This window comes from Rhizobium ruizarguesonis, assembly GCF_012349115.1.
Taxonomy (GTDB): Bacteria; Pseudomonadota; Alphaproteobacteria; order Rhizobiales; family Rhizobiaceae; genus Rhizobium; species Rhizobium ruizarguesonis.
On the sequence record NZ_PQIG01000113.1, the window covers coordinates 1 to 23,607 of the forward strand.

The following is a 23,607-nucleotide window of genomic DNA, read 5'->3' on the forward strand; positions in this document are numbered from 1 at the left end:
ATCCGCCGGAGTGCGCACAGATCATCCAACAATCAGTGCAAATTGAACATGCAAGGGGCTGACGCTGGCTCCAACCTTACAAACCAATCTCACGCGCCGGGGCGGATTGGCGCCAACATAGCGGTCGGCCTGGGGCATCCCTGTTGATGGGCCTGCGGTGCGAAACCGGATTGAACGTTCTTCTAATAGAAAATTTTAGAAAGAATTCTTTCAATCCGCCGCAATCGCCCTAGATTCAAGCAAATTCTGTGCAGAGGGTACTTCCGACGACAATGGCCTATCAAGCCGGGAACGACGCTCCTTTTGTTCCGCTGGCATATGCACCGGGCCAGTCGCGTCCGGATCTACTCCTTCGACGTCGGCGCCTGCAGTGCATGGCCCCCGCCAAGTTCAGGAGAATCCCCGAGACGCTCGTCACACAGCGTTTTCATGTCCCATCTTCACCAAAGGAAGCTCATGAGCCGTCTTATCGTCGTTTCAAATCGTGTTCCCATGCCAGCCAAAGATGGGAGCGCAGCTGCCGGCGGCCTGGCCGTTGCACTGCAGGCAGCCCTGCAGGAGCGGGGCGGCATTTGGATGGGATGGTCGGGAGAATCGAGCGGGGACAGGGAACCTGGCCCGCTGTCGCAACTGCAGAAGGGCAACATCACCTATGCGCTGACCGATCTCACCGACACAGACGTCGAGGAGTATTATCGCGGCTTCGCAAACCGTGTTCTCTGGCCCATCTGCCATTACCGCCTGGACCTCGCCGAATATGGCCGGAAGGAAATGGCCGGCTATTTCCGCGTCAACCGCTTCTTCGCACACAGGTTGGCGCCGATGATCGAGCCGGACGACATCATCTGGGTTCATGATTACCACCTCATTCCGCTGGCCGCCGAACTCCGACAAATGGGGCTGAAAAACCGGATCGGCTTCTTCCTGCATATTCCCTGGCCGCCGGCCGACATTCTCGTCACGATGCCCGTCCATGAAGAAATCATGCGCGGGCTCTCGCATTACGATCTCGTCGGCTTCCAGACTGACTACGACCTCCAGAACTTTGCCGGGTATCTCAGAAGGGAGGGAATTGGCGACGACCTCGGAAATGGATTGTTCGATTCACATGGGCGGATATTCAAGGCTGGCGCCTATCCGATCGGGATCGAAACTGCTGCCTTCGCCGAGTTCGCCGAGAGGGCCGCAAACAATATCATGGTACAGAAAACCCGGCGCAGCGTTGAGGGCCGGGACATGATCATCGGGGTCGACCGCCTCGATTATTCGAAGGGCATCATTCAGCGGCTGGAAGCGTTCGAACGCTTCATCACCAACAATCCGGCCTACCAGAACAAGGTCACTTATCTGCAGATCACGCCGAAGTCGCGATCGGAAGTTCCCGAATACGAGCATATGCAGAACATGGTCGCCGAACAGGCAGGCCGCGTGAACGGCGCCATCGGAACGGTCGACTGGGTGCCGATCCGCTATGTCAACCGATCGATCAGTCGCAACGTGCTCGCCGGCCTCTACCGGCTGGCGACGATTGGACTGGTCACGCCGTTGCGCGACGGCATGAACCTCGTCGCCAAGGAATATGTCGCTGCCCAGGATCCCGATCGCCCGGGCGTATTGGTGCTATCGCGCTTCGCCGGGGCGGCTCGCGAGTTGAAGGGTGCGCTGCTGGTCAATCCTTACGATGTCGAAGGCACTGCCAATGCCATCGCCAAGGGCCTTGCCATGTCGCTGGAGGAGCGCCGCGACCGCTGGAGCATGATGATGGAGCATCTGCTGTCTCACGACGTCTCACTTTGGTGCGAAAACTTCTTGCGGGATCTGGTGCTTGCTCCCGAGCTTCGACCGGAGCGTGATCCGGGATAGTCTTGATCGATCGGCATCGACCCGTCCTTCGGACCCGAGGGAAGAAGAGGGAATCGAGACGTTGCGGCAAGGAGGAGGCACTCACGAGCGAGATTCCGCGTGACCTGCTGCGTGATGTGGCGGATGACTGTCACCCACCGTTTCAGACGCAGTGGCGCGTCAACCCTCGCCTTGGCACGATCGTGTGTGGCAGCTTGATCGCCGAAGCCAGGCCGAGCCTTGCCAGCAGCCGGATGAAATACCAACCGAGATCCAGCTGCCCCGGCTCGATGCCGAGCCGCGCCGAATCCGGAAAGGCGTGATGGTTGCCGTGGAAGCTCTCGCCGAAGGTCACCAGCCCGAAACGCGGCAGGTTATAGCCCTGCACCGCGACATCATCGACACTCCAGCCCTGATGGCCGGCTCGATGCGCGAAATGACCGACCAGCCAGTGTCCGGTCAGCGACACGGATATTCGCACGGCAATACCCCAGACCACCCACGGCAGTCCGCCGAGTGTGAAGAGCGCGAGTCCCAAGGGAATCTGCTGCGCCATCCATGTCGCCTCCAGGAAGCGATAGAAGCGGTCGCGCCGCTCGCGCTCCTCGAGGACGAAACGCGGCGGATGGTCCAGCGCCACAATGCAATGCATCTGCCAGAAGGCATCGATGAAGAAAGACCGCCGATGGGCATAGAGGTCATGGCAGTCTCGCTGCCGTTGCGCCCAGTCGCGAATGTCGTGCGCGTGGATCATGCCGAAGGGGCCGGCCATGCCGACCAGCATACCGAGATAGACAAGAAAATGCTCGATCCAAATATGAGTGCTGAATGAGCGATGGATCAGCAGCCGGTGCATGCCGACCGAATGACCAAGGCAGATCGTGATGGCGGTCAAGAGGATAAAGACGGCAAAGGCGCTCCAGGTGAAGGTCAGTGGGCCACCAATGATGGCAATCAAGGTCATGGCGGTGATCCAGATCGACTTTGCGGGCATCCAGACCACTCTGCCCTTCACCGGATCGCTGCTGTTGTCGATCATTCGCCCAGTGGAAATGCTGCTCATGACAAACTCCTTCCCATCGGGCGCATTCTCTACTTGAACATCGCCTAGCAATTTATTATTTAAGCAATTAGCTAATTACTTTGCACGAATGGAAACAATTAAGCAATGCATTAATTGCTTAATTGAGGATGATGCCGCAGGCACGGAGACCGGACTTGGACGAAGAGACTTTCGATAACGCTGTAGAAGGCAGCTCCGTCAGCGCCGCCCAGCGGGTATTCCACGCGCTTTCCAGTGCGCCGCGCCGGAAGATCCTCGCCTATCTCTCGGCATCGGGTCTGACCGCTGGCGAGATCGCTGACCGCTTCAGCATGTCCAAGCCAGCCGTTTCGCAGCATCTTTCCATCCTCGAAGCTGCGGGTCTGATCAGACGAGAGAAACAGGGCCAGTTCGTCCACTATTCCCTGATCGAGAACAATCTCGTCAATACGCTCAACGGCTTCGTGCAGGAGGTCTGCCCGGTCGGTCGGCCTATCAAGAAGGAAAGCCAGGCGCGCACCCGGGGCGGATTGGTGCCGGCGAAGCCCGCGAAATAAGCGTTCGAGATTTGCCCCTCACCCTAACCCTCTCCCCGTGAAGAACGGGGAGAGGGGACGTGCCATACGGGACGTCAAGGGGAACGGAGAGGGCGCGGCACATCCCCTTCGCCCCGTGTTTACGGGGAGAAGGTGCCGGCAGGCGGATGAGGGGCGGAGGCTTGCTCGAGCCTTAAAGCCCAATCTCGCGCGCCCAGGGCGGATTGGCGCCGGCGCGGGAGACGGTGACGGCGGCGGCTTTGGCGCCGAGGGTCAGGGCGTTGCGCAGCGCCTGCTCATCCAGCGAGGCGACTTGGCGCTTGGTCAGCAGATTGTCCATCTTCAGCGACGCCAGGATGCCGGCATCGAAGGTATCGCCGGCGCCGACCGTGTCGACGACGGTGACCCGTTCACTCGGCACCGTGACCTTGCGATCCTTGGTATAACCGGAAGCGCCTTCCGCGCCCTTGGTGATGACGACGAGCTTGGCGCCGTGGTTCAGCCAATGGGCGGCGAGCGCATCATGGTCGCCCTGCAGGCCGAACCAATCGAGGTCCTCGTCGGAGAACTTGACGATGTCGGATTTGCCGGCCATGCGCTTGATGCGGGCCATATGCGACGGCTTGTCCTTGATGAAACCGGGACGGATATTCGGATCGAGCGAGATGACGCGGCTTGCGGCTTCGCGGTCGAGCAGGGCTTCGTAGGTTTCGCCGCAGGGGCTGGGGATCAGGCTGATCGCGCCGAAATGCAAGGCCTCGCAATCATCGCCGAGATCCGGCAGGTCGGCCGTGGTGATCATCCGGCCGGCCGTGCCCTCGTCGTAGAAGGCATAGGTCGCTTGGCCGTTCACCAGCTTGACGAAGGCGATGGTCGAGGGACGCGGCGTAATGGCGCACGGGCTGTAATCGACATTGCTCGCCTTCAGCGTCTCGAGCAGGATTTCGCCCATCATGTCATCGGCAATGCCGGTGAAGAAGGCGGTGGGGATGCCGAGGCGGCCGAGCGCGATCGCGGTGTTGAAGATCGCGCCGCCGGCATAGGGCGCAAAGCCCTTTTCACCGAGAGTGGTGTCCCTCGGCAGCATGTCGATCAGGGCTTCGCCGCAGCACAAAATCATCGTATTCCTCCCAACAGCATCTATACGTTCATCAACCGATTAGGCGAGCTTTTGTCAACTGGCTAGAGCGAAAGCTCACTTACGCCACCATTCTTTCCCGACCAGGCCAGCGGCGCATCGAGGAAGGCCTCGACTTCCGACAGCGTCTTGTCGTCGAAGAGCTTCTGCTCCCTGGCGATGGCCAGAACATTCCGCCAGGTGGCGATGTGATGCAGCCTGACTTTGCCATCGGTAAAGCGCTGTTCGCCAAAAATGCCGTAGAAGAACAGCGCGATGCCATGATCGACAATGCCGCCGGCGGCACGGACGGCATCGATGAACTTGAACATGCTGCCGCCGGCTGTCGTCAGGTCTTCGATGACGAGCACGCGCGACCCTTCCGGCATATTGCCTTCGATCTGGGCGTTGCGGCCATGGCCCTTCGGCTGCTTGCGGACATAGATCATCGGCAGGCCGAGACGATCGGCCAGCAGGGCGGCGAAGGGGATGCCGGCTGTCTCGCCGCCGGCGATGCAATCGAACTGCTCGAAGCCGGCATCGCGCAGCAGGGTGCTGGCGGCGAAATCCATCACCGTCGAGCGGATGCGCGGGAAGGAGAGCAGCTTGCGGCAATCGATATAGACCGGGCTCGCCATGCCGGAGGCGAGTTTGTAAGGCTGGGCGGCATTGAAATGCACCGCCTTGATTTCCCAGAGCATCTTGGCCAGCAATTCGGCCATCACGGCACGGTCGGGAAATGTGGTCTGGATCATGCGGCTCTCCTTCGGCTTGGATCCTTGCGGGAATAGCAGCAAGAGCCTGCCGTTTCCAGACGAAAGGCGGGCTATTGCTGCTGCAGGCGGCCGATATCAACGATCTGCACCTTCTTGAACAGGGCAATCGCCTGGGCGCCCTCCTCCGCATCCAGCGAAACGGCATAACGCACGGCGGCGGCAAGCAACTGCATCGTCAGCCGCGCGATCGCCAGCAGCTCCTTGCGGTCGCGATCCGGCCACAGGCGGAGGAGCACGGCGAGAAACATCTGGGCATGAAATTCCATGTCCTCGGCATCGACCTGCTGCAACAGCTTGTCGACATGGGTCGCATGCCAGATGTCGCGCATGACGGGTTCGCTGAGGAAGAAGGCATAATATTCATCGACGATATTGGCGAGCGCACCCTGCAGGGCCGCCGCGTCGGTGACCTTCGCCAGTTCCTCTTCGACGCACCGCCTGCCCTGTTCGTTGAAGCGCTCGGCCAATGTCCGGATGATCGAGGTCTTGTCGGGGAAATATTGGTAGAGGGCGCCGAAGGAAAGGCCGGCCTTTTCGACGATCTCGCTCATCTTCAGGCCGTCGCTGCCATGGCTTTCGATCAGCTCGGCGGCGACGGTGAGGATCTTTTCGAAGCGCTCGCGGCCGCGCTGTTGGCTGGGGATGCGGCGCAGCTGGCCGGTAGACTCCTGCTGGCGCCTGCGCGCTGCGACCGGCTGTTCCGACATGCTCTCTCCTTTTCCACGTTGACAAACAAAATAAGAGAGATTATCTCATTTTGCAAATGAGAGAGTTTCTCTTGTTTTTAACGTTTGGGAGGAGTTTTGACATGCAGACTTCCGAAATCGTCCTCGTCGGTGGATCGGGAAAGACCGGCGGCCGCATCATCAAACGTCTGGAAGAGCGCGGCCTCACCGTTCGCGCGGCATCGCGCTCCAGCGCACGGCCGTTCGACTGGGAGGACAGGTCGACCTGGCGCGGCGCACTTCAAGGCGCGTCGAGCGCCTATGTCGCCTTCCAGCCGGATCTTTCTGTCGCCTGGGCGGCGGAAGCGATCGGGGCACTCGCCGAGGTCGCGGTAGAATGTGGCCTTGAGCATATCGTGCTGCTTTCCGGCCGTGGCGAAGAGGGCGCGCAGCGAAGCGAAGCGGCGCTGAAAGCGTCCGGCATAAACACCACCATCCTCCGCGCCTCCTGGTTCTGCCAGAATTTCAGCGAGGGCGCCTTCCTGGAGCAGATCCTCTCTGGCCGCCTGCAATTGCCGGCGGGCGAGGTCAGCGAACCTTTCATCGATGCCGACGACATCGCCGATGCCGCCGTCGCCGCCTTGACCCATCCCAGCCACCGCAACAAGACTTACGAACTGACCGGCCCGCGGGCGCTGACATTCCGCCAGGCGGTCGCCGAGATCGCTCAGGCCACCGGGCGGCCGATCGAATACGAGCAGGTGTCGATGGCGGACTTCACCGGCGCGCTTGCGGCCGCCGGCCTGCCGCAGGGCCTGATCGATCTTCTGGAGGAGCTTTTCGGACAGGTGCTCGATGGGCGCAACGCCAGCACCATGGGCGGTGTCGCCGAAATTCTCGGCCGTCCCGCCACCGATTTCAACCAATATGCCCGCCGGACCGCGGCAACCGGACTATGGAGCGCCTGACCATGCAGATGTTTCTCATCCTCTCCCTCGTGGCGGCGGCAATCGGCAGCGGCCTCGTCGCCGGCATCTTCTTTGCCTTCTCGACCTTCATCATGACCGCCTTCTCGCGCATCCCGGCAGAGCAAGGCATCGCGGCGATGAACTCGATCAACGTGACGATCGTCCGCTCGCCCTTCATGGGCCTCTTCGTGCCGACGGCGATCCTCTGCCTCGTCATCGCCGTGCTCGCCCTGATCGACTGGCGCGGCGGGGCATCCTTTCTAATGCTGGCGGGTGCAGCGCTCTACGTCTTCGCCTCCTTCCTCTCGACCATTGTCTTCAACGTGCCGATGAACGATGCGTTGGCAAAGGTCGGCGGCAATGGGCCGGAAGCCGTTCAGCTCTGGGCCAGCTATGTCAGGGACTGGACGTGGTGGAACCATGTGCGGACCATCGCCTCGCTACTCGCCTCGGTCGCCTTCGTGCGGGTGTTGATGATCGTCTGAATGGTTGCCTCCCGGCGATCCTACGCGCCTTTCAGGAATCGGGTGGTTGGCCCCGGGCGGGCATGCGATGTTGGGCACTCGCCGCGAAAGGACCGTCATGTTTACGCTTCACGATTATCTGCCGTCGCAAAATGGCTGGAAGGTCAGGGTTTTGCTCGGCCTGCTCGGAATGCCCTACCGCAGTCGCATGGTATCGATCTTCGAGGGCGAGAGCCGCACCGAGGCGTTCCTGGAACTCAATCCGGTGGGCGCAATCCCGGTTCTGGAACTCGACGATGGGCGGGCGATCGCCGAATCCAATGCGATCCTCACCTATCTTGCCGAGGGCACGCGCTTCCTGCCGTCAGACCATTATCTGCACGCCAAGGTCATGCAATGGCTGTTCTTCGAACAGTATCATGTCGAGCCGGTCATCGGCTCGCTGCGCTTCTGGACGTTGACGGGACGGCTGGACCGTAACCAGAGCATGGTTGCGGGCAAGCGCGAAGCCGCAGCCCGCGCGCTTGCCGCCATCGATCGCGGCCTCAGCGACAGCCTGTTTCTCGTCGGCCAGGAGCTGACGATCGCGGATATCGCCGTTTACGCCTATAGCCATCGGGCCGAGGATTGCGGATTTTCTCTCGCAGCCTATCCTGCGTTTTCTGCCTGGTCCGGCCGCGTTCGGGATGCCATCGGCGCCGATCATCCGGTCTATCCCTATAGTATGGACCCACATTCGGCCGGTTGAGACAAAGTCCCACTCGTTCCGGCTATTTGCCAGCATACCGGGTGCGGAACGCGCGCCAGGCTGAGATCACAGCGAGCAACAAGAACAGCCCTGCCAAACCAGCCCACAGAGAGCCGCCTTGCGTTAGATTGTCACCGTCGGGAGTGAGGCAACTGGATAGGGCCTGCGATATGCAATCTCGGAACTTCCAGTACCTTTCATAGAATAACAATCCGAAAAAAATCGAAAGAAACGCTAAAATCGAGACTGAAACGTATCTCATTTTGTTCCTCCCTGCAGGCATGCCCGCGGCCCCATGGCTCCGGCACTGCGCCTTCTTTTGACCAGACAGCCATAGCTAAAGGCCGAGAATGACGGAATGTATGGCGACGTGCCAGTCAACCTCATCAGCGGCGCGGTCAGACGCCGGCATTCAAGAGAGCCTCATCCTGAGGTGCCCCGCAGGGGCCTCGAAGGACGAGGCGGGTGCGCTGACATCAGATACACGCAAGGAGTAGCGTCGAGGCGTGTCCTTCGAGGCTTCAGCCTTCGGCTTCCGCGCCTCAGGATGAAGGGAGGTTGGAGGGTACCTCGGCTTGGCTTTCGTCTCGGGGAACGGCGCTCACCCACCCTCATTCCTGTGCCTGTCACAGGAATCCAGTGCGCCCAAGTCCTTGGGCGCGTGAGACTCTTTTGACGGCAGCAGAAAGTCACTCACCGCGCCGACGCGCGGCGGCTGGATTCCTGTGACGAGCACAGGAATGAGGGTGGGGATATGGTGGCGCCTCGCGGCAGCGCGGCGTGCGTCGCTACAAATCCATTCAGCAGCGGTCTGAGGCAGAGGAGCAATTTCCCCCGCCCTCTTCCACTATCCCTGCTCGCAAAAGGCGATGCGGTTGCTGAAGGGGTCGGTGACGGTCATCTCCAGCCCCCAAGGTGCTTCCTCGACGCCGGGCTTCATGTAGCGGTAGTCCTTGGCTGAGAGTTCGGCGTGATAGGCCCTGATATTGGCGACGCGGACGAAAGCCTTGGCGCCGGGGCTCGCGTCGCCGGAATGTTCGCTGAGGTGCAGCGCCATGCCGTCGCGCGAGACCTGGCAATAGAGCGGGAAGTTTTCACCGAAGCGGTGCTCCCAATCGAGATGGAAGCCGAGAAAGCCGCAATAGAACTCCATGGCCTTTTCGACCGAGAAGATGCGGAAGATCGGCATCGGCGGCTCGATGCCGATCGCAGAGGGGCTCGCCCCTGCCGCATCGATCTTTGCCGAGAGGATATTCCATTGATCGAGCCCGAACTGCCGGGCGACGATTTCGAGCGTCTCGCTGTGGGTCAGCGAAATGTCGCGGTCGGCAAGGGCCTGCCGCAATGTCTTTGCCATGAGCTTGGCATCGCGAAAATCGCGCATGATGTCATCCTTCCGTTGGCGGCAAACAGGAAGATCAGTGCCCGCGTCTGCTGACCCGTTCGCCATCGATCGCCAAACGGCAAGGGATGTGAAGGATGTGTCTGGATGCATTCACCATAACGCAGAAGCGTCGCGGGGCGGCTGGCCGCATCCGGCCGAGGGCGATGTTATGAGAGCGTTTATCAGGAATCAAGACGCGGTGCGCGTTGCCTCGACGGGAACCGCCTTGAGGTAGCTGGCAAGTTCGACCCGGTTGCGGCCGGCGCGCTTGGCGACGTAGAGCGCCTTGTCGGCGGCACTCAGCATGGCGTCGAAATCCAAGCTCTTCGAACGGCCGGGGGCGACGCCGACGCTGACCGTGCATGTCAGCACTTCGTCATCAATATCGATCTCGCGCGCCTCGAACGCCCGGCGGATGCGCTCGGCCGTGAGTTCGGCCCGGCCGGGCATGATCTCCTTCAGCACCAGTACGAATTCCTCGCCGCCGAGCCGGGCGGCGGTGTCGCCGGTGCGGCAATGGGCCGAAAGTTCGCCGGCAAAGACATTGAGCACGCGGTCGCCGACGGCATGGCCGAAGCGATCGTTGACGGATTTGAAATGGTCGATATCGAAGACGATGACGGCGGTGGTCGTTCCCATCGGGCGCGTGCCGTATTGGTCGAAGAGGGCGCGGCGGTTGAGCAGGCCGGTCAGCGGATCGGTGATCGCATCGAGACGATGGCGGGCGGCAAGCCGCCATTGATGCAGCGCCAGCGACAGCGCGCCGATCCCGGTCATGCCGGCAATGCAGACGGCAAGGCTCAGATCTTCGGCCCAGTTGCTGGGGGCTTTGCCGAGCACCAGCTTGCCGTCTGATATCAGCACGGCGGCGCACAGAACGAAGGAGATCGCCGTCAGCGTATAAAGCACTGCGATGCCGAGGAGCGGCGCCGGTGCTTCGGCGCGGGCGAGCCAGTATTGCCGGGCGGTGGCAAAGAGCAAAAGGGCGATGGCGAGATTGTCGGCGATGAAGGCCAGGCCGTCATAGCCCGACAGCATCGGCACGACGGAAAAGACCATCGCCGCAAGCGCGCGGATCGCGATGGCGAGGAGAGACACCCGGCCGGTCAGGAATTGTTTGCCTGCCCCCCAGATGGTGGCAAAACCGGCATGAAACAGCACGAAATTGGCGACGCCGAGCCATTTCTCCGGCGTATTGACATAGGCGCTATAGACGAAAATGCCGCTGACGACGAGGACAAGGCCGACGGTGGCGGTCAACAGCACGGTTTCCGAGCGGCGGACAAGCCAGCTGCCCATCAGCGTCACCGCAAGGCAGGCCGCGGAGACGCCGAGCGCCAACAAGAGGGAGTTATAGTCAAGCATCATGCTTTTCAGTCTCCGCAGCTATTGTCGCTTCGAATGGCAGCTTATCGGTCTGCGAGGAGGAATGTCTTATGCATCCGTTAACAAATGATGCACTGCACAATACAAATGTTACGCGTTTAACGTCGCGCCGAATTTTAAGATGAATTTTCTATTTAAAATTGAAATCTGAGAGCTTACGCCTGCTGCATCACCTGCCAATGCAGGGGAAACATCGGATCGAACACCGTTACCGGACCGGCGCCGGTTTCAATCCTCGCGGGAAAGACGACCGGCTCGGCCTGCCTCGACAGGGTGATGCGCTCCTCGTTCGGCTGCAGCCCGTACCAGGCCGGCCCGTTCAGCGACACGAAGGCTTCGAGCCGCTCCAGAGCGCGCTCCTGTTCGAAGACATGGGCAAGGCAGCTCATCGTATTGACCGAGGTATAGATGCCTGCGCAGCCGCAAGCGCATTCCTTCAGCGGATCGACATGCGGGGCGGAATCCGTGCCGAGGAAGAAGCGCGGGTCGCCGCTGACGGCCGCCGCACGCAGGGCCAGCCGGTGGTTTTCGCGCTTGGCGACGGGCAGGCAGTAATAATGCGGGCGGATGCCGCCGACGAGGATGGCGTTGCGGTTGATGATCAGATGGTGGGTGGTGATCGAGCCGGCGAGATTGCCCTTGGCCGCCTTGATGTAATCGACGCCATCGGATGTCGTCACATGCTCCATCGTCACCTTCAGCTCCGGCAGGCGCTGCCGCAACGGATCGAGCACGGTCTCGATGAAGACGGCCTCGCGATCGAAGATATCGACCTCCGGCGTCGTCACCTCGCCATGGACGCAGAGCGGCAGGCCGATCTTTGCCATGCGCTCCAGCACCGGCATCGCCTTTTCCATGTCGCGGACGCCGCCATGCGAATTGGTCGTGGCGCCGGCGGGATAAAGCTTGACGGCGGTGATGAGGCCGCTGTTCTTCCCCTCCTCGACGTCATCGGGGCTGGTATGTTCGGTCAGATAAAGCGTCATCAGCGGCTGGAAGCGATGACCGTCCGGCAAGGCCTTGAGGATGCGTTCGCGATAGGCCTTGGCATCAGCTGACGTGACAACCGGCGGCACGAGATTGGGCATGATGATGGCGCGGGCGAAGGTGCGGCTCGTATCGGCGATCACGCCTTCCAGCATGGCGCCATCGCGCAGATGCAGGTGCCAGTCGTCAGGACGGCGGATGGTGATCGATTGCATGGCAGGCCTCCGAAGCGATGCGTCTGCCGTCTCGATAGCACTATCTTTTACATGAAAACAATCGCCGCGGCATCACGCCAGCGCGATCTCCAGCGTCACATCGGCCGGGCGGCGGTTTTCGAGGATCAGCCGGCCATTCGGCAGGTCGTTGCCGTAGACTTTGGCGTTGGCGGCCTCTTCGGTCAGGTTGTAACCGCGCCAGCGGGCCCAGAGCCGCTCCTCCAGCACCTCGATCGGCGGCGCCAGCATGATCGAAAAATCGAAGACGCCTTCGAGTTCGGCCCATTTGCCCAGCGAAAACAGCAGATAGTTGCCCTCGACGATGATGAAGCGATGATCGGGGGAAACGGGCCGGGCCGACGCAATGGCGAGTTCGCGGGAACGGTCGAAGACCGGCACCAGAACTTCCTGATCGGCCAGCCGGACGGCGCGGATGATATCGAGGAAACCGCGGACATCGAAAGTCTCGGGGATCCCCTTGCGCGCCAGCAGGCCGCGTTCGATCAGGATGGCGTTGTCCATGTGGAAGCCATCCATCGGCAGGACTTCGGCACTTTCGCCCTTGGCTTTCAGCGCTTCCGCCAGATTGTCGGCCATGGTCGATTTGCCGGCACCCGGCGGTCCGGCAATGGCGACCAGGAAACGCTTGGAATGGCCGGCGCGGTCAAGAACTGCGCCGGCGATTTCATCGATGCGTGCATTCATGCGGCGACGGGCTCCGTCGGCACCGCCTTGGCGCCGGTCATGAAGGCGACGGCGTCGGACATGGTGTATTCCTTCGGATCGATCACCGTCAGCCGCCGGCCGAGGCGGTGGATATGGATCCGGTCGGCCACCTCGAAGACATGCGGCATGTTGTGGGAGATCAGCACGATCGGCAGGCCGCGGGCGCGCACATCGAGGATCAGCTCCAGCACCTTGCGGCTTTCCTTGACGCCGAGAGCGGCCGTCGGTTCGTCCATGATGATAACCTTCGAGCCGAAGGCGGCGGCTCGGGCGACGGCGACACCCTGGCGCTGGCCGCCCGACAGCGTCTCCACTGCCTGGTTGATGTTCTGGATGGTCATTAGGCCAAGTTCGGAAAGCTTGTTGCGCGCCAGCTTTTCCATGGCCGGCCGGTCGAGCATGCGGAACAGCGAGCCTAGCGGGCCCTTTTTGCGGATCTCGCGGCCGAGGAACATGTTGTCGGCGATGGAGAGCGCCGGCGACAAGGCGAGATTCTGATAGACGGTCTCGATGCCGGCGTCGCGCGCCTCCATCGGCGAGCGGAACTGCACCTGCCGGCCTTCGAGGGTAATCACCCCCTCGTCTGGGGTAACGGCGCCCGATATCGCCTTGATGAGCGAGGATTTGCCGGCGCCGTTATCGCCGATGACGGCGAGGATTTCACCCGGATAGAGGTCGAAATCGGCATTGTCGAGCGCGGTCACGCGGCCATAACGCTTGACGAGACCGCGGGCGGTGAGAAGGGGTTCGCGAGCCATGATTACACCGAAACCTTTCTGATCCACTGATCGATGGCGACGGCGGCGATGATTAGCACGCCTGTCAAAAGGACTTTCCATTGCGGGTCGGCGCCGAGCATGTTGAGGCCCATCGAGACGACGCCGACGATCATGGCACCGAAGAGCGTGCCGAGAATGGAGCCGCGGCCGCCGAACAGCGAGATGCCGCCGATCACAGTCGCGGTGATTGCCTGGAGGTTAAAATCGGTGACGGCCGAGGACGGCGAGATCGAGCCGTTGCGGCCGATCGAGACCCAGGCGGCCAAGCCGGCAATGACACCAGAGATGGCGTAAACGGTCAGCAGCACCTTCTTGGTCTGAATGCCCGAGAGCTTGGCTGCCTCCGGATCGTCGCCGACGGCATAGACATGCCGGCCCCAGGCGGTGTGATTGAGGACATACCAGAGCACCAGGACGAGCAGCACCATGGCGATGACGCCGAGGGTCAGCACGGCGCTGCCGAGCTTGAAGCTCACGGCGAAAAGATGAAGCAGCGGCGCCTTCTCGTCGACGTCGGTGTCGCGGATCGTCTCATTGGCGGAATAGATGAAATTCGTCGCCATGACGATGTTCCAGGTGCCGAGCGTGACGATGAAGGGCGGCAGCTTCATGTAGGCAACGAGGAAGCCGTTCAGCAATCCGCAAAGGCCGCCGACAAGCATGCCGGCTGCGACCGCGATCGGCGTCGGTATGCCGTAGGTGATGGCGACATTGCCCATGATCACCGCCGAGATCACCATGATGACGCCGATCGAAAGATCGATGCCGGCGGTCAGGATGACCAGCGTCTGGGCGGCGCCGAGAATACCGACGATGGCGATCTGCTGCAGGATCAGCGTCAGCGTATAGGACGAGAAGAACCGTCCGCCGATGGTGATCCCGAAGATGACGATCGCCAGCACCAACACGATCAGCGGCACGGCGGCCGGCGTCGAGTGCAGAAAATGCTGCGCGCGCTTGATCAGCGAGACTTTCTCGTGCTCGAAGGAGGCAACGCTCTTGTCGCTGCCGTCGAGGACACGTTCGAATTCCTGTGTTCCGGTCATGGTTCCTCCTCCGCATCCGCGCGCCGAACTCGCGCGGGGGCCGTCACCGATATCCATCCGGTCTTTGATTAGCCGGTTCGTGAGGCGACGGCACATCGTCCGTCGAAAACGGCCGGGGATCAAGCCCCGGCCGCCCTGCTTTCAACAATCAGGGCTCAGCCCCAGCACTTGTCCGTGCCTTCCTTGGTGTCGATCGACTTGACGCCGGAAACCGGCTTGTCGGTGACGAGCGAGACGCCGGTGTCGAAGAAGGACTTGCCTTCGGTCGGCTTCGGCTTTTCACCATTGTCGGCGAACTTCTTGATCGCTTCGACGCCAAGGGCTGCCATCATCAGCGGATATTGCTGCGAGGTGGCGCCGATGACGCCTTCCTTGACCGACTTCACACCCGGGCAACCGCCGTCGACCGAGACGATCAGCACGTTCTTTTCCATGCCGACGGCCTTCAGCGCCTGATAGGCGCCGACTGCGGCCGGCTCATTGATCGTGTGGATGACGTTGATGCTCGGATCCTTCTGCAGAAGGTTTTCCATGGCCTTGCGGCCGCCTTCTTCATTGCCGTTGGTCACGTCATGACCGACGATACGAGCATCGTCCTCGTCGCCGATCTTGTTCGGGTCCTTCGGATCGATGCCGAAGCCCATCATGAAGCCCTGGTCGCGCAGAACGTCGACCGTCGGCTGCGACGGGGTCAGGTCGAGGAAGCCGACCTTGGCATCCTTGGCCTTGTCGCCCATCGTTTCCTTGGCCCACTGGCCGATCAGCTTGCCGGCGAGCAGGTTGTCGGTGGCGAAGGTGGCGTCGGCGGCATCGGCCGGCTCGAGCGGCGTGTCGAGCGCGATGACCAGCAGGCCGGCATCACGCGCCTTCTTGACCGAAGACACGATGCCCTTGGTGTCGGAAGCAGCAAGCAGGATGCCCTTTGCGCCGTCGGCAATGCAGCTTTCGATCGCTGCGACCTGGCTTTCGCTGTCACCGTCGACCTTGCCGGCATAGGACTTCAGCGAGACGCCGAGTTCCTTGGCCTTGGCCGTCGCACCTTCCTTCATCTTGACGAAGAAGGGGTTGGTGTCGGTCTTGGTGATCAGGCAGGCAGCAACGTCAGCCGCCATCACAGGAGCGGAAAAGGTGACACCAAGCGCCAGCGCGCCGAAAGCGAGAACAGATTTCTTCATGGAACTCCTCCCAGAGTTTGCCGGCGCCGCTCCTGCGGGGCCGGAAGCTTAAGATATGACACTTCGCCGTGGATCGCTAATGCCTCCCAGCGGTCCCGTGCCCTTGACGACGGCAATTAAGAGCGAAAAGAAATCGGCTTGTCAATAAATAAATCCAATTGAATTATTAATTCGATGTGGCATGCTCCATCGAATTCGGGCATAGGCCAACGATCGGGAGGAGCGGCCATGTCGACCTTGGATGGACCGGAACACACGCCGGTCCCGCCACCAATTCTGAATCCGGCCGGAGGTGCAAACCAGGTCAGGGTGCGAGCCTATAACGAACGGCTCGTGCTGTCGCTGGTGCGTCTCTACGGCGCACTGTCGAAGGCCGATATCGCACGCCGCAGCGGGCTGTCGGCGCAGACCGTCTCCGTCATCATGCGGGTGCTGGAAAAGGAAGGGCTGCTGTCGCGCGGGGATCCGGTGCGCGGCCGTGTCGGCCAGCCGTCGATCCCGATGCATATCAATCCCGATGCCGTCTATTCCTTCGGCCTGAAGATGGGCCGGCGCAGCGCCGATCTGGTGCTGATGGATTTCGTCGGCCGCATCCGCATGCAGCTGCACCGGACCTATGCCTATCCGCTGCCGGATGAAATCCTCGCCTTCGTCACCTCGGGCATCCGCGAGCTGGAAGACCGGCTCGACGACAAGCAGCGCGGCCGCATCGCCGGCCTCGGCATCGCCGCCCCCTTCGAGCTCTGGAACTGGGCCGAAGAGGTCGGTGCGCCGCCGGGCGCTATGGAGGTCTGGCGCGACGTCGACCTGCAGGCCGACGTCGCCTCTCGCGTCTCCCATCCGGTCTTCCTGCAGAACGATGCGACCAGCGCCTGCGGCGCCGAACTCGTCTTCGGCGTCGGGCCGTCCTACCCGGATTTCGTCTATTTCTTCATCGGCTCCTTCATCGGCGGCGGCATCGTGCTCAATTCGGCGATCTTTTCCGGCCGCACCGGCACGGCAGGCGCGATCGGGCCGCTTCCGGTGCGGGGCAAGAACGGCGAGACGAAGCAGTTGCTCGAAATCGCCTCGATCTTCGTGCTCGAAAACATGCTGCGCGAGCGCGGCATCGATCCCGAGCCGCTCTGGTATTCCGCCGACGACTGGGTGGATTTCGGCGAGCCGATGGAAGCCTGGATCCAGGATAGTGCCAAGGCGCTGGCGCAGGCGATCGTCGCCGCCGCCTCGATCGTCGATTTCAGTGCGGCCGTCATCGATGGCGGCTTTCCCGATTGGGTGCGCAGCCGCGTGGTGCAGGCCACCATCGACGAAGCTGCCAAACTCGACCTGCAGGGCGTCGTCATGCCTGAAATCATCGAGGGCGCGGTCGGCGCCCAGGCGCGCGCCATCGGCGGCGCCAGCCTGCCGATCTTCGCGCGTTACCTCACCGACCAGAACGTACTTTTCAAGGAGGTAGACCATGCTGAAAGGACTTGATCCGCTGTTGAGCCCGGAGCTGCTTTTTACGCTTCGCGCCATGGGCCACGGCGACGAGATCGCCATCGTCGACGGGAATTATCCGGGCGTCGAACATGCCCGCCGGCTGATCCGGCTCGACGGGCACCACATTATCCCGGTCCTCAACGCCGTGCTCAGCGTGCTGCCGATCGACGATTTCGTGGCGGAGGCGATCTTCCGATCGACCGTCAAGGCCGAGCGCGACAAGCTCGACCCCGTGCATGAGGAGATGATCGACTGCTGCGCCCGCCACGAACCGCACCGGCAGGTGGTGCCGCTGATCGGCCAGGATTTCTACGGAAGGGTGAAGACCGCCCATGCGGTGATCCAGACCGGCGAGCCCAGGCTCTATGCCAACATCATCCTGCGCAAGGGCGTGATCTATCCGAAAGAGCCGGGAACCCATGCCGCGGCCGGAGTCGATCCGTTCGTCTACTAGAACAATTCCGGCAACAATGCGCAGCGGTCTGATCGTCGGTAAGCTTTGGCTTTCGGGCCGGCTGAAGGTCAGTCTTTCGCCATTCGTTCGATGGATGTTATGGTGCGGCGGTTGCGTTGGTCCGCCGCGCCGGCAAACCGCTCGGCAAGCCAAATGCTGCGAACGGTGCCTCACCGCCAGGAGCGGACGTCGCGCGGCTCTATGGACACGTGCGGGATCAGGCCGGTGAAGCGATGAGGAGACGGGTCTCACATGGCACCTGACATGAGCACGGTTCCTCGTCGCAGCACCACCGGTCTGCGCAAGTTTCTGGATCCTGAGCAGCAGCGCGATTGGATAGAAGGCGAGGCGGAGTTGATCGACGCCGAAGAACGCTCGGAGTCCCTGGAGCAGCGGTTCAAGTACGTCCCACGGTTCGAGAAGCTGCTTCGTCGCCCGCAGGCGCAAGACGTTCTGGAAATTCTCGGGGTATACGGGCAGGCCTGCATTCCCATCCCGCGTAAGACCGAGCGTCACTACTGGTCGGTTTCATGTCTGCCCTCGACCTCAGACAAGCCGCTCGTCCGCGTCAATGCGAGCTGGATGGAGCTTTTCACGCTCTATGCCGACGGCGAGGGCCTGCGTGCACGATTCCTGGTGCATCTTTCGCATTTCACCATGGACCATTCACCCGCGCAGGGCGATGTGGACGGGCCTTTTCTCGAGGACTGCGTCACGACGCCCGAAGACGTCGGTTATTTTTTTCCGCGCGGCGAGGACATTTTCGGCATCACTGTGCGGGGCTCCGCCTCGATCCGCAAATTCCTCGCAGAGCGCCGCATCTTGCGCGCCATTCGGACTTTCAATGTGACGCACATGAACCGAGGTCGGAACGCCTATCAGGCGAGCCACTGCTACAGCCTGGGGGATACCATGCTGGCAGGTTGATCCGCCCTGGGATGCGCCCTACCCTGGCGAGATTGCCGAGCCGATCCGCGGTCGCTGGCGGCGTGCAGATGCTGAAAAGACGCGGGGGCGCTGTAAACCCGTCACGCCCATTCCTTTTCAAGGACTACTGATCCTCCGGCGGGTTCTTCAGCCGTTCGAAGAATGGCAGATAGCGGCGACCGGCACACACCATGAAATCGAGGCCCCATCCGATTTACGGGAAACATATCCAATTCACGCAGCGAAACGCCCGCACCTTCGTCAATGCAACCCGCCATTAACCTTCGAAGGTAACGATCTTACGGACTTGTCGGTGCTGCGCAGTTTGATCAACGACTGCAATGCCCGACCCGGCATTCGGTGATGCGAGCATCAGCCATGTCGGCTGTTGATTGAAAACATGTCGGGGACGATGCGGTTCTCCAAACTGGCCATGACGGCTCGTCACACAACAGGAGCCTGTTCATATGCCTCGCATCCAACCGACCAGACCCCAGGTGGAGATCGTTGTCTGGCTCGCGGTCTTCCTGCTTCTCTTCTGCCTATCGTGGTCCTTCGACTGGCATGAGGGGCTGGATGCGTTCATCGAGAAGCATCATGACTATCCGCTCGACCACGCGCTCCTTGCCATGAACATCTCCGGGTTTCTCGGGCTGATTTATTCCGCGCTGCGGATCAGCGATCTTTCGAGGGAGGTTCATCGCAGGCTGCAGGCCGAAAAGAACGTAGACTGGATTGCCTGTCACGACACGCTGACCGAACTGCCGAACCGCAGATTTCTGGATTCCATCTGCGCGCAGGCGATGAGCGACCAAAGGGCACAGGAAAGCTATGCCGTGTTCAGCATCGATCTCGACGGCTTCAAGAAGGTCAACGACCTCCTGGGGCACGATCACGGTGACGCAGTGCTGAAGACTGTCGCCCAGCGGCTCTCTTCCCTCTTTCCGCGTGAGCACGTTTTTCGTCTTGGCGGAGACGAGTTTGTCGTTCTGGCGCGGTGCACTGGAAATCCCGATCTTGCCGCGTTGGGGAACCGCATCGTGAGCGTGATCGGCAAACCCTTCACATTCAATGGCGTCGCCGTCGACCTCGGCGCCAGTGTCGGCTTCGCACTTTATCCGGAGAACGGCGATGACCTAAGCCAGGTCATCCGACATTCGGACTGTGCGATGTATGTCGCCAAAAAGCAGGGGCGCAATCTGGTGAAGCCCTTCGTCCCTTCGATGCAGGATGAGTTGGCGAAACGGATTCGGGTGGAAGCCGATCTAAGAGCCGCCATCAGGAAGGCTGAGATCGTTCCCTACTATCAACCGCTCGTGGACCTGAAGACGAACAAGATTATCGGCTTTGAGGCGCTGGCACGCTGGAAGATCGCCTCCGGCGAATTCATCCCGCCGAACGAATTCATTCCTGTGGCAGAGGAAGCCGGGCTGATCGTCGAATTGACGGACCAATTGCTTCGCCACGCCTGCACCGATGCGCTTTCCTGGCCAAGTGAGCTCGTCCTGTCATTCAACCTTTCGCCGATCCAACTGAGCGATCGGTTGCTGGGGCTCAGAATTCTCAAGATATTGGGCGATGTCGGTCTGCCGACGCACAGGGTCGAGCTTGAGGTGACGGAGAGCGCCATCATCCAAGACGCCGTCACTGCACGAATCGTCCTCGACGATCTGGTGAACGCTGGGGTCAGGATTGCTCTCGACGATTTTGGAACAGGCTATTCCAGCCTCTCACAACTCTCCAACTACCGGTTCGACAAGATCAAGATCGACAGGAGTTTCGTCTCTTCATTCGAAACCAATGAGAAGCAGGACAAGGTGATCAAGGCCATCATCGCTCTGGGCGTCGGACTTGGCGTGACGATAACCGCCGAGGGTATCGAACAAGAGAGCCAACTTCAGCGGCTTCAGGATCTGGGTTGCGACATCGGCCAAGGATATCTGCTTGGTAGGCCAGCGCCGGCCGCGGAGCTTGCCACAGATCACGTTAGCACCAGAATTTTGCAACGTCGTTGATGGGCCGCGGCGTGTCGGTTCTGATTCAGAGCCGACACGGGCTTAGGGTGACGGCGTGCCGGTGCAATCGTCCGGACTTTACTCCGACACAGGAGTAAAGGGATGACGCCCAAGAAACGCAGCCACTTGTTCTGTAACTTCGACCGGCGCGGAGTCTGGGAAAAAATGCCCGCCTGGTACAGCGCGAGCGTCGATGGTCGTGCAGCGATCCGCCCAGGTGGCTGGGAGATCATAGTGTTTGGCCATCGCGCCGGAGGCGCCGTAGAGGATCAGCGCAGGCGCCGATATACGTCTCCCTTGCTCCGCCAGATCGTGGGCGAGATCGACGGCCAGCGCCGCACGGTAATCGTTGCAGCCGCCGGCAATCGCCTTGGCATCATGCCATGAAGCCCGGTAGGCCGCGAGCTGTTCGACGTCGAAATCCCGCAGGCCCGCCGCGCCCCATCCAAGCAGGCAGGTTTCGTAAAAGAGATCGGGATTGGCTTCGATCATTCGCTCCGGAAAGGGCGCGGGTTGAGCGAGGAAGAACCAGTGCCAGTAGCTTTGAGCGACCTCGCGGCGCAGGTCGCCCAGCATCACCGCCGTCGGCACGATGTCCATCAGAGTGACGCTGGCCACAGCCGCAGGATGGTCGAGAGCCAGCCTGTGCGCCACCCGGGCACCGCGGTCGTGACCCACGAAGTGAAACCGCTCATGTCCAAGCGTTTTCATCAAACCGAGCTGATCGGCTGCCATGGCGCGGAAGCTGTAATTGGTCAGATCAGCGCGAGCCGGTGGTTTGTCGGAGGCGCCATAGCCGCGCAAATCTGCACAGATCACCCGATAGCCAAGCGCGACCAGCTCTGGTGCGATCCGTGCCCAGAGTGCCTTGGTCTGCGGAAAGCCATGCAGCATCAGCAGCGGCTCCCCCGCACCCGCAGCGACATAAGCGATCTCCACGCCGTCGACGGCAATCCGGCCGCTTTCAAAACCCTCAAACATACTTCCCTCCCCGTTTCGCGACGATTGTGACGCCTCTACAGCGGGTTGGATGCCGTGAGGTGGCGTCTTACCTTGATGTAATCCTTACATTGGTTGACATTATTAATGATATACGTCATCAATAAGTCAAGCTATAATGACGCACGACATCATAGTTTGGGCATGGCCGTCGAAAGGGCTGCGAAGTGCGGATCACCAAGGAAAAAAAGCAGGAAAACTACGAGCGGATTATTACCATCGCTTCCGAACTGTTTCGCGAGCGCGGGTTCGATGGCGTGGCGGTGGCGGAACTGATGGAGCGTGCCGGGCTCACTCATGGCGGCTTCTACAACCACTTCCGATCCAAGGAGGAGCTGATCGCAGCGGCGACCGCCAGGGGTTTCGGCGAGACCGCGGAACGCTACGCAGGATATGATGCGCTTGCCGCCATCGAAGCCTATATCTCGCGGGAGCACCGGGATGCTCGCGGCCAGGGATGCTCCGCTGCGGCACTGAGTTGCGAAGCAGCACGGCAGCCGGATGAGACGAGATCGGCTTTTGCTGCAGGAATCGAGAACCTCCTGAGCACATTCGAGGGCGACATGGCGCGAGATCACGCCTCTGGCGCCGGATCGCGTGCGCTGACGATCAGCCTCCTTGCTCAGGCCGTGGGCGCCATCGTCCTTTCAAGAGCCTGCCCGGACAATTCCTCCCTGGCGGATGAAATCCTGGATGCCTGCCGGGTCAACTGCCGTGACGCCATCGAAAATCATGCGCGCAAGCAATAGGGCCGCGCATGCGCGGCCCTATGCAATCAGGCGTCGACCGGCGCGGCCATGGCGGGATAGTCGGTGTAGCCCGCAGCACCTCCGCCATAGAGCGTCGCCATATCGAGATTGGCCAGCGGTGCACCGGCCTTCAGGCGTTCGACAAAATCCGGGTTGGCGATGAACGCCCTGCCGAAGGCAAACAAATCCGCCAGTCCCTGCTCCAGCCTGGTCGTTGCGAGTTCCAGATCGTAGCCGTTGTTGGCGATGTAAGTGTTCTTGAACCTGCGGCGAAGCGCCTCATAGTCGAAGGGTGCAACATCGCGCGGCCCGCCCGTCGCGCCTTCGACGACATGGAGGTAGGCAATGCCCATCTCGTCGAGCTGCTCGACGATGTAGTTGAACTGCGCCTGCGGGTCGGTTGCGGAGATCCCATTGGCCGGCGACACCGGCGAAATCCGAACGCCGGTTCGCTCCGCTCCAACTTCCTCGATGACCGCGGCCGTCACCTCCAGCGTCAGCCGGGCGCGGTTTTCGATCGACCCGCCATAGGCGTCGGTGCGGGTGTTCGCTCCATCCCTGGCGAACTGGTCGAGCAGGTAGCCGTTGGCGCCATGAACTTCGACACCATCGAAACCGGCGGCAATCGCATTGGCGGCGGCGCGACGGAAATCCGCGATAATGCCGGGGATCTCGCCCGGTTCGAGCGCCCGAGGTGCTGACACATCCACGAAGGCGTTGTTCACAAACGTCTTGGTTTCGGCCCTGATGGCGGAAGGCGCCACCGGGTGCTGCCCATCCGGCTGCAGGTCGACATGAGATACCCGACCGACATGCCAGAGTTGCAGGAAGATGCGGCCGCCCTTGGCATGCACCGCGTCGGTCACCTTACGCCAGCCGTCGACCTGCGCCTCTGTGTAGATGCCGGGCGTGTCCTGGTAGCCTTGACCCTGCTGCGAAATCTGGGTCGCCTCCGAGATGATCAGGCCTGCCGAGGCCCGTTGCGCATAATATTCGGCAATGAGATCGCCCGGCACAAACCCGGCGCCCGCTCTGTTGCGCGTCAATGGCGCCATGACGATCCGGTTGGAGAGTGTGAGAGAGCCGAGGACGGAAGGCTCAAAGAGTGTGTTGCTGGTCATGTTT

23 protein-coding genes are annotated in these 23,607 nt (G+C 61.3%); 10 read left to right on the plus strand and 13 right to left on the minus strand.

Annotation, left to right across the window (positions count from 1 at the left end; translation table 11 throughout):
- Positions 1–456 precede the first annotated feature (456 nt).
- Positions 457–1,863, plus strand: a complete 1,407-nt coding sequence (gene otsA, locus C3Y91_RS31165) for an alpha,alpha-trehalose-phosphate synthase (UDP-forming) (protein ID WP_020397279.1) — start codon at positions 457–459, stop codon at positions 1,861–1,863.
- A 142-nt stretch (positions 1,864–2,005) separates the two neighbouring features.
- On the opposite strand, the gene C3Y91_RS31170 is transcribed toward otsA, so the two are convergent.
- A complete protein-coding gene (locus C3Y91_RS31170) occupies positions 2,006–2,905 on the minus strand; it encodes an acyl-CoA desaturase (RefSeq protein WP_130660816.1) in 900 nt (299 codons plus the stop codon).
- 155 nt (positions 2,906–3,060) lie between these two features.
- Between C3Y91_RS31170 and C3Y91_RS31175 the strand changes: the two genes are divergently transcribed.
- Entirely contained in the window at positions 3,061–3,441 is a 381-nt protein-coding gene (locus C3Y91_RS31175) for a metalloregulator ArsR/SmtB family transcription factor (protein WP_018067903.1), read from the plus strand.
- A 172-nt stretch (positions 3,442–3,613) separates the two neighbouring features.
- Here C3Y91_RS31175 and C3Y91_RS31180 read toward each other — a convergent pair whose 3' ends face one another.
- From C3Y91_RS31180 to C3Y91_RS31190, 3 genes are all read right to left on the minus strand, one after another.
- Positions 3,614–4,540: a carbohydrate kinase family protein gene (locus C3Y91_RS31180; protein ID WP_027689541.1), complete on the minus strand. Its 927-nt coding sequence runs from the start codon at positions 4,538–4,540 to the stop codon at positions 3,614–3,616.
- A 62-nt stretch (positions 4,541–4,602) separates the two neighbouring features.
- Positions 4,603–5,292, minus strand: coding sequence for an orotate phosphoribosyltransferase (locus C3Y91_RS31185; protein WP_130660815.1), 690 nt, complete (start codon positions 5,290–5,292; stop codon positions 4,603–4,605).
- Between the two features lie 71 nt (positions 5,293–5,363).
- Positions 5,364–6,020 carry a TetR/AcrR family transcriptional regulator gene (locus tag C3Y91_RS31190; protein ID WP_130685842.1) on the minus strand — a complete coding sequence of 219 codons (657 nt, stop codon included), beginning with the start codon at positions 6,018–6,020 and terminating at the stop codon, positions 5,364–5,366.
- Positions 6,021–6,121: 101 nt separating this feature from the next.
- On the opposite strand from C3Y91_RS31190, the gene C3Y91_RS31195 reads away from it, so the two are divergent.
- The 3 genes from C3Y91_RS31195 (at position 6,122) to C3Y91_RS31205 (ending at position 8,158) form a co-directional block, all read left to right on the plus strand.
- Entirely contained in the window at positions 6,122–6,946 is an 825-nt protein-coding gene (locus C3Y91_RS31195) for an NmrA family NAD(P)-binding protein (RefSeq protein ID WP_168576202.1), read from the plus strand.
- Positions 6,947–6,948: 2 nt separating this feature from the next.
- Positions 6,949–7,431 (plus strand): anthrone oxygenase family protein, encoded by a 483-nt coding sequence (locus C3Y91_RS31200; protein WP_168576203.1) that lies wholly within the window; start codon positions 6,949–6,951, stop codon positions 7,429–7,431.
- A gap of 97 nt (positions 7,432–7,528) precedes the next feature.
- A complete protein-coding gene (locus C3Y91_RS31205) occupies positions 7,529–8,158 on the plus strand; it encodes a glutathione S-transferase family protein (RefSeq protein WP_018068782.1) in 630 nt (209 codons plus the stop codon).
- A gap of 847 nt (positions 8,159–9,005) precedes the next feature.
- Here C3Y91_RS31205 and C3Y91_RS31210 read toward each other — a convergent pair.
- From C3Y91_RS31210 to C3Y91_RS31240, 7 genes are all read right to left on the minus strand, one after another.
- Positions 9,006–9,542, minus strand: a complete 537-nt coding sequence (locus C3Y91_RS31210; protein WP_130685841.1) for a glyoxalase superfamily protein — start codon at positions 9,540–9,542, stop codon at positions 9,006–9,008.
- A 189-nt stretch (positions 9,543–9,731) separates the two neighbouring features.
- On the minus strand, positions 9,732–10,910 hold the full coding sequence (locus tag C3Y91_RS31215) for a GGDEF domain-containing protein (RefSeq protein WP_024323881.1): 1,179 nt from the start codon (positions 10,908–10,910) through the stop codon (positions 9,732–9,734).
- Between the two features lie 173 nt (positions 10,911–11,083).
- The gene (pyrC, locus tag C3Y91_RS31220; protein WP_018496501.1) at positions 11,084–12,130 is read right to left on the minus strand and encodes a dihydroorotase; all 1,047 of its coding nucleotides are present in this window, start codon (positions 12,128–12,130) and stop codon (positions 11,084–11,086) included.
- Between the two features lie 72 nt (positions 12,131–12,202).
- Complete coding sequence (locus C3Y91_RS31225; protein ID WP_003556147.1) at positions 12,203–12,835, minus strand: nucleoside triphosphate hydrolase; 633 nt, start codon at positions 12,833–12,835, stop codon at positions 12,203–12,205.
- Positions 12,832–13,614 (minus strand): ATP-binding cassette domain-containing protein, encoded by a 783-nt coding sequence (locus C3Y91_RS31230; RefSeq protein WP_018068777.1) that lies wholly within the window; start codon positions 13,612–13,614, stop codon positions 12,832–12,834. Before C3Y91_RS31230 ends, C3Y91_RS31225 begins: the two co-directional genes overlap by 4 nt.
- A 2-nt stretch (positions 13,615–13,616) precedes the next feature.
- Positions 13,617–14,681: an ABC transporter permease gene (locus tag C3Y91_RS31235; protein ID WP_012755861.1), complete on the minus strand. Its 1,065-nt coding sequence runs from the start codon at positions 14,679–14,681 to the stop codon at positions 13,617–13,619.
- 155 nt (positions 14,682–14,836) lie between these two features.
- Complete coding sequence (locus C3Y91_RS31240; RefSeq protein ID WP_018068775.1) at positions 14,837–15,856, minus strand: sugar ABC transporter substrate-binding protein; 1,020 nt, start codon at positions 15,854–15,856, stop codon at positions 14,837–14,839.
- A 228-nt stretch (positions 15,857–16,084) separates the two neighbouring features.
- On the opposite strand from C3Y91_RS31240, the gene C3Y91_RS31245 reads away from it, so the two are divergent.
- From C3Y91_RS31245 to C3Y91_RS31260, 4 genes are all read left to right on the plus strand, one after another.
- Positions 16,085–17,332 (plus strand): ROK family transcriptional regulator, encoded by a 1,248-nt coding sequence (locus C3Y91_RS31245; RefSeq protein ID WP_018068774.1) that lies wholly within the window; start codon positions 16,085–16,087, stop codon positions 17,330–17,332.
- A complete protein-coding gene (locus C3Y91_RS31250; protein ID WP_024323883.1) occupies positions 17,316–17,792 on the plus strand; it encodes an RbsD/FucU family protein in 477 nt (158 codons plus the stop codon). Before C3Y91_RS31245 ends, C3Y91_RS31250 begins: the two co-directional genes overlap by 17 nt.
- Positions 17,793–18,044: 252 nt before the next feature.
- Positions 18,045–18,719, plus strand: coding sequence for a hypothetical protein (locus tag C3Y91_RS31255; RefSeq protein WP_168576204.1), 675 nt, complete (start codon positions 18,045–18,047; stop codon positions 18,717–18,719).
- Between the two features lie 467 nt (positions 18,720–19,186).
- A complete protein-coding gene (locus C3Y91_RS31260; protein ID WP_168576205.1) occupies positions 19,187–20,734 on the plus strand; it encodes a putative bifunctional diguanylate cyclase/phosphodiesterase in 1,548 nt (515 codons plus the stop codon).
- A gap of 78 nt (positions 20,735–20,812) precedes the next feature.
- Here C3Y91_RS31260 and C3Y91_RS31265 read toward each other — a convergent pair whose 3' ends face one another.
- Positions 20,813–21,715 carry an alpha/beta fold hydrolase gene (locus tag C3Y91_RS31265; protein ID WP_131712499.1) on the minus strand — a complete coding sequence of 301 codons (903 nt, stop codon included), beginning with the start codon at positions 21,713–21,715 and terminating at the stop codon, positions 20,813–20,815.
- A 185-nt stretch (positions 21,716–21,900) separates the two neighbouring features.
- Here C3Y91_RS31265 and C3Y91_RS31270 point away from each other — a divergent pair, with 185 nt between their 5' ends.
- Entirely contained in the window at positions 21,901–22,482 is a 582-nt protein-coding gene (locus tag C3Y91_RS31270; protein WP_018496513.1) for a TetR/AcrR family transcriptional regulator, read from the plus strand.
- A 26-nt stretch (positions 22,483–22,508) separates the two neighbouring features.
- On the opposite strand, the gene C3Y91_RS31275 is transcribed toward C3Y91_RS31270, so the two are convergent.
- Entirely contained in the window at positions 22,509–23,603 is a 1,095-nt protein-coding gene (locus tag C3Y91_RS31275) for an alkene reductase (protein ID WP_163857580.1), read from the minus strand.
- Positions 23,604–23,607 lie beyond the last annotated feature (4 nt).